The sequence below is a fragment of the Streptomyces sp. SID3343 genome (assembly GCF_009865215.1).
Classification (GTDB): Bacteria; Actinomycetota; Actinomycetes; order Streptomycetales; family Streptomycetaceae; genus Embleya.
In genome coordinates this window covers 1-6694 of the sequence record NZ_WWJX01000996.1, presented here as the reverse complement: position 1 = coordinate 6694, position 6694 = coordinate 1, and the positions used below count along the sequence as shown (strand labels likewise).

The following is a 6694-nucleotide window of genomic DNA, read 5'->3' as shown; positions in this document are numbered from 1 at the left end:
GCCCGCGCGGCGGCCGCGGTCACCGCCCACGCGCGGTCCGCGCACGCCGCCGCGGTGCTGCGCGCGCCTCGCTACGTGGGGTGGCTCGCGGGGCACGAGGGCTTCGGGACGGAGAACTGACGTGGGGTCACCATGCCGGGCGGCAGGCCGACTTCGTGCGCACCACGCGACGTACGGCCGGGCGGCGACGGATCGTCGGGCTCGGCGTACCGTCCCGGCCATGTCACCGAGACCGGGGGGTTCTTGACAGGTACCGCGTGCGAGCGATCCGCAGATACGTTTCGCTTGTCGTCACCGAGGGGCCGACACGTCCGCCGACACACACCCGACGAGCCGGGGCGGGGGGACGAGACTCCCGCCCCGCCGAGACGGCGAGGAGCCCGCCGCACCGGGCCCTCGCCGTCGAGGCGGGTCCGCGCTCGTTCGGCAGCGGGTTCGGCGGTGGCAGGGGGTTCGGCAGTGGCAGGGGGTTCGGCGGGGGTGCGCCGGCCGCCGGTCAGTTCCGGACGTCCTCGGCCCCGGCTCCCTCCCCGGTCGCCAACGCCGAGCGGCGACAGGAGTACGCGAAGTAGAAGGTCAGGCCGATCGCGAACCACACCGCGAAGCGGACCCACGTCTGCCACGCGAGATAGGTGATCAGCCACAGGGACGCGCCGATCCCGAACGCGGGGATCACCGGCATCCACGGGCAGCGGAATCCGCGTGGGAGGTTCGGCCGCCTGTACCGGAGCACGATCACCGAGGCGCAGACCACACTGAAGGCCAACAGGATGCCGATGTTGGTCGGTTCCGCCGCCGAGCCGATGTCGACGAATCCGGCGATGCCCGCCGACACGAACCCGACGATCCAGGTCACCCGGGTGGGGACCCGGCGCACGGGGTGGGTCTTGGCGAACCACTTCGGCAACAGGCCGTCGCGGCTCATCGAGAACCACACCCGGGTCACGCCGAGCATGAACGTGAACATCACCGTCATGATGCCGACGATCGCGCCGACCGCGACTACATCGGCGAAGCCGTCGAGGCCGACCGCCTTGAAGGCGGACGAGAAGCCGCTCTCCGGGTCGATGTGCCGGTAGTCCCGCATGCCGGTCAGAACCAGGCAGGCCAGGACGTAGAGCACCATCGAGACGGCCGACGAGTACACGATCGCGCGCGGCATGTGCCGCTGGGCGTCCTTGGATTCCTCGGCCGCCGTGGACATCGCGTCGTAGCCGAAGACCGCGAAGAACACGGTCGCCGCGCCGGTGAACGCGCCACCGACACCGAGAGGAGAACGGCGGGCCCGGCCGTGCCGTTGGCCACGGTGCCGGACAGCGTGAAGATGCCGGCCCCGATGATGCCGCCGACACCGAGCGCGGTGAGCTGCCACAGGACCGCGGTGGGCCCGACGGGGATTTCCGGGCCCACCGCGGTGTGTCGAGTCAGCAGGCGCCCAGGTCCTGCCACACCCCCCATTGGCCGGTGGTGCCGGGCACCTCGCCCTGCGTCCACCACTTGGCCTTCCAGGAGTGGTTGCCGTAGGTGATGGTGTTGCCGGCCGTGTACGTCGCCGCGCGGTCCCACGACGGCAGCAGGCACCCGTCGGGCGGCGTGGTGGGCGGCTGCGAGGTCGGCGGCTTGGTGGTCGGTGGGGCCGTGGTCGGCGGGGTCGTGGGCGGCGTGGCGCCGGCGAACCGTACCGAGAACTTGGTGAAGTCCCACGCGGCCTGCGGGACGCTGCTGCACGCGCCCGAGGTCTTGCCGTTGTTGTCGGGCGGAGTGCACTCGCGGTCGCGGTTGACCGACCAGTTCGTGAAGCGGGCCAGGTGGTGGGCGATCGCGTAGTCGTACACCGCCTGGAAGTCGGCCTGGCGGAAGTACTCGCCGGTGTCGCTGCGCCCGTTCATCTGCGAAATGCCTTCGTGCGCATAGGCGGTGGCGGCGTCCCACCCGAACGTGCTCTGCAGGATCGCGTTGAAGTTCGTCAACGCGGACGTCTGCGCGGCCGCGCCGTTGAAGCCGCCGTCGAACGGCATGATGGAGAAGTTGTCCGGCGTGAAGCCCTGCGCCTTGGCCTCGTTGAGCATCTGCTTGCCGAACCAACCGGTGCCGTCGGCGGTGGCCGCGGTGGTCACCGAGATGTAGATGCCGGGGTTTCGCTGCTGGAGGATCTTCGCGGCGCCGATCTCGTTGTGGATCGCCGCGGTGTTCTCGTACTCCGGTTCCTCCAGGTCGAAGTCGATGGCCTTGAGGCCGTACTTGTCGATCGCCTGTTGATAGGCCGCGGCGGTCGCCTCCGGCGTACCGCAGGTCTGGCCGAGTTTGGTGCCGCCGTAGCCGCCGGCGGACACGGAGACGTCGCCGCCCTTGGCCCGGATGTTCGCGATCACGCCCGCGACGGCGGTGTCCGTCGCGACGGGCTTCGTCCCGTCCCAAGTCGGCGAACAGCCACCGCCGTTGGGCGCGAGAATGAACGCGAGTTGGAACGCCTTGAGGCCGGTGGCGTCCATCACCGCTCCCGCATCGGGGGGATCGTTGTCCAGCGGCATCAAGTAGGGGGCGGCGGCGTACCAGTTGCTGCCGATTCCGCTCGCGGCGGGGTTCGGGCCCGGGGGCGTGCCGGGGCCGGCCGCGGTGGCGCCGCCGGTGAGGGCGAAGAGGGAGAGCAACCCCGCCGAGGCCGCGGTGGCGGCCAGGGCGGAGACGTAGCGTCGTACCACAGGGACACTCCTGGGGAGAGGTGGTATAGACCAATGGCCACAGAGTGTCCCTCCGCCCCGAGGTCGTCAATAGATTGGACTGGACCAATCCGGATCCCGAGGGCGCCTGCCGTGAAGCCGGCCGAGGACGGTTCCCGGACCCCCCTCGCGGCATCTCGCCTGGGTTGCCGAGACGACCAACTACCTGTGCGAGCTACGACTTTGCCTTCGGCTGGCGCGTTGTTGGTGATAACTTTCCGCACCGGCGAGGGTCGTTCGAAACGCGCGGCTCGAAGGGTGGGGTCCGGGGGCGGCAGCGGCGGTCAGCGCAACGACAGGCGTTCTCCAGGGGAGATCAGATCGGGGTCGGGGCCGACGGCCGAAAGGTTTCTGGCGTAGAGGGCCTGCCAGCCGCCCGGCAGGTCGTTGTCGGTGGCGATGCCGTCGAGCGTGTCGCCGGCCCTGATCACGTAGTCGCCGCCGTCGGGCCCGGTGGACGCGGCGGCATCCCGGGACGTGGCTTGTCCGTTGGCAACTTCTCCGCCCGGGGCACGTTTTGGCCCGTCCGCGTTCTCTCGGCCCGAATTCGAGGCGTTGTTTTCGGTGCCTCGGCCGTGCGTGCGCTTGCCTTCGGTGCTTTTTCCTCCGGTGCTTTTGCCGAGGCCGGCCTTTCGCGAGCACACGGGCCACGCACCGGGTCCCTGCGAGCGCAGGACGTTCTCGGCGACGCGAATCTGTTCCGCTCTGGAGGCTCGGTCCGCCCTGCCCGTACCGCCGTTGGCTTTCCACGTGCTCTGCGTGAACTGGAGTCCGCCGTGATAGCCGTTGCCCGTGTGGGCCGACCAGTCACCGCTGCTCTCGCATTCGGCCACCCGATCCCAAGTGGCCTCGCTCGCGGCCTGAGCCGACGTCACGGTGACACCCAGGAACGATGTGGCGACGAGCCCCCCGACGGTCGCGTTGCGGATGCGGTGCCGGGCACGGTCGCAACCCACGACGGTCTGGGCGAACGTGATGCGGAAAGACATGGATTCCCTTCGGAATTCCCCCCGAGGAAGCCGGAGCGGAGATCGCGCCCCGAAGGGACGACTTCCGGTTCCGCACCGAACCGCCGGGCCGAGTGACCCGTCGTTCCGGTACTGCCGCCTCACCACCGGGCCGGTCGTGAGTTCCTCCGTCGTGCGCATGGAGAATCGGGGGATGCGATGTGCACTTGGCCCGGACCATAAACAGTTCTCGGTGACGGATCAACGACCGAAAGTGTTTCCGCAGGCCACAGCGGCATTTCTCGATGCCGAATCGACGGATCGGCCGAACGGCGCGCCCAGGCACCGTTTTACGTCGTTCGGCGCGCCCCTGTACGGGTGATGTTCGCGGTACGGAAAACGCGGATGCCCGGCGCGCGTACCGGACATGGGCCGGACGCCAACCCTTCGACACGCAGGGCCGAAACCGAACTCCCGGCCCGAATCGCCAACGGGCCGATGACAAACGTCGGGGTGCGGAAAAGCTTTCTTGGCGCGGCGAACGACCGACGCATCGCGTGGTCGACCTCCGTCTCCGATAGGCTGCGCCGCTTTTCGTGACGAAGATGCGGCGTCCCGATCCCTTCGGTAGGGCCGGCCTGCTTCGAGTGTCCGGAACTCACCGCGACGGCCGCACGGGGAACGAGAGTTCGGGCACGGATTTGCCCGGGTGACGGATATTGCGCTGCTTCGTGTGAACCCGGAGCGGCGGCGCTTTGATGCGTCGATACCACCAACTCGGGTAACGGCGGTCGGGGTTGGCCGATGAGCCGCCCGTTTCGGTCGCCCCGTTCCCGTGGGTTCGATCTCGTAGGAGTCAGTCGGCCGACCGGGCCGATCCCGCCGCGTGTCGGCTACTCCGTGTGCGGTTGAAGTAGCGCACGGGAATGGCGTGTTCATCGCCATTCTCTTCTCCCCGGATATCGATGCTCTGTGCTCTTCCCTCGGATTGTCGACGATGGTTTCCGCGGGAAACGCGGCGCGTCGTCGTGCGGTCCGGCGAGGCGTGCCCGGCCGCCGTTACGCCGGGTAATCACCCGAGCGGCGACGGCTGACCTTTTTCGGGGATCGGTGAACCCCGGGACCACCTTGTGCGAACCGCGGGGCAACTCTCGTCGAAGGTTGACTTTCGGCCACGTCGGCGGCCCGCGTGTCTTGCATACTCACGATCGTTGTCGACGTACCCTGCACGGATTCGTCGGCTTCGATTCTTTCGGCTTCCCGATTCCCAAGCACGCTTCCCCTGGGTCACGCCACGGGCAGCCGCCGACGCCGGGATGAATGACGGGTCATCACATCTTCATGGGCACCACACGTAGTCGTTCGATCAGTCCCCTCCATCTTCGACGAGCCGCCGTCGGCCTGCTGGTGCTGGGCTTGTTGCTGCTGATCTTTCCGGTGATCTCCTCGGCCGCGGAGTCGCCGACGTCGCGTACCGCGCGGGCCGAATACCTGACCGGCGAGCAACGCGCCATGACCCCGGGCCTGGTCACCCGATCCGGCAGCTACAGCGAACTGGCGTCGGGCCCCGACGAGAGCTTCGGCGACAGTCGGTCGCGCGCGCCGAGCTGGCTGACCGTGCCCGCCGCCGGACCCGACGGTACGGCCGCGGCCGCCGGGTCGGCGCCGGCCGGTACGCCACTGGGCAAGCGCTCACCCACCATTGCGTCGGCGGCCATGAACGTCTCGCGTACCGCGCAGGCCCTGAACGCCACGTCGGACGTGGCCGGATTCGACCACCCGCTGAGCCAGTTCCGCGAACTCGACCAGGTCGTCGGCGTGCAATCGCTCGTGCACATCGACAAGGTGCACACGGAGGCCGTGGCCCCCGCGGCTGCCGCGCCCGAGCGGGCCGCCGGGTCCGTACCGAATGCGTCCGTACCAACCGTGCCCGCACCAACCGTGCCCGCATCGACCGTGTCCGCATCGACCGTGTCCGAGGTGCCGAACGCGTCCCTACCCGCCGCGTCCGATGCCCTGCCGCCGCGGGCCACGACGGAGGTGACCGGACTGACGTTCTTCCCCGGCACCCCGCGCGAGGAGCGCCTGGAACTGCCGGCCGGTCGGATCCCCGGCGGCCTGGTCACCCGGACCCTGCACTTCCGCACCGACGATGACGGCCTCGCCATGAAGAGCCTGTACAAGGGCGACCCGGAGATGTACCGGGCGATGCTCGGCAGCGGCACGGGCTTCCTCGACGCGACCTGGACCGTCATGGTCGCCGACCTCGCCTCGACCACGACCGACTCCGCGCGGGCCGGTCTGGGTGTGACCATCGACATGCAGTGGCGCGTACACATCGACGCCGGCGACACGCTCCAACTGCGCGTCGACGGCAACGAGCGCTACCTCGACACCCAGATCGCCGAAGTCACCGCAGGCGACCCCGCCGCGACGTTCCGGCGCCCGGCCCTGCCCACCACCACGGTCTCCGGGTTCGGCCCGGCGGGTGCGAAGCCGGGCGAGACGGTCACGGTGACGGGAACCGGACTCGACGCGGGCGGGCTCGGTGCGTACGTCGACGGGTCGCCGCGACGCCTGGCGGACGATGCGCTGCGGGTGGCGGCCGACGGCACGTCGCTCACCTTCGTGGTGCCCGAGGGCGCCACGCCGGTCAAGGGTGTGCTCGTGGTCGGCACCCACGGCGAGGGCCAGGCGGGTGAGTTCCCCGCGCCGGGAGGCGGCAGCGGTACCGGGCAACCCACCGACACGCCCACCGGGGCACCCCCGAGCCCCACCGACGAAGGCCCGGTACGGCACGCGTCGTGGCAGGGCCCGGCGGTCAAGGTGGGCGACCTTCCCGAGTCCTGTGTCACGGCCGCGCAGTGGCGGGTCCCGGCCGACCGCGCCGTGTTCACGGCGGTCCTGGGTGACGGCGGCGTACGGGCACCGGCGATCACGTCGGCGGTGTTCACCTTCACGGACGACGCCGGGGCGCGGCACGACGTGGCCACCGACGCGGGGCCGATCTGGGGCCGACCCTGGCCC

At 70.0% G+C, this 6694-nt stretch carries 2 protein-coding genes and 2 pseudogenes; 1 reads left to right on the top strand and 3 read right to left on the bottom strand.

Going from position 1 to position 6694, the window contains the following annotated elements; all coding sequences use genetic code 11:
• Nucleotides 1–496: 496 nt before the first annotated feature.
• The 3 genes and pseudogenes from GT354_RS31270 to GT354_RS55965 form a co-directional block, all read right to left on the bottom strand.
• Nucleotides 497–1458, bottom strand: a pseudogene (locus GT354_RS31270) (amino acid permease).
• Nucleotides 1425–2702, bottom strand: a complete 1278-nt coding sequence (locus GT354_RS31265) for a carbohydrate-binding protein (RefSeq protein ID WP_161359744.1) — start codon at nucleotides 2700–2702, stop codon at nucleotides 1425–1427. Before GT354_RS31265 ends, GT354_RS31270 begins: the two are co-directional and overlap by 34 nt.
• 302 nt (nucleotides 2703–3004) lie before the next feature.
• Nucleotides 3005–3709, bottom strand: a complete 705-nt coding sequence (locus GT354_RS55965) for a transglycosylase family protein (protein ID WP_161359743.1) — start codon at nucleotides 3707–3709, stop codon at nucleotides 3005–3007.
• A 1278-nt stretch (nucleotides 3710–4987) separates the two neighbouring features.
• Here GT354_RS55965 and GT354_RS31255 point away from each other — a divergent pair.
• Nucleotides 4988–6694: pseudogene (locus GT354_RS31255) on the top strand (hypothetical protein); the annotation flags it as partial.

Bases quoted from the DNA above. Each gene is read 5' to 3' on its own strand.
- GT354_RS55965 (WP_161359743.1), bottom strand. From the start codon at position 3,709: ATGTCTTTCCGCATCACGTTCGCCCAGACCGTCGTGGGTTGCGACCGT.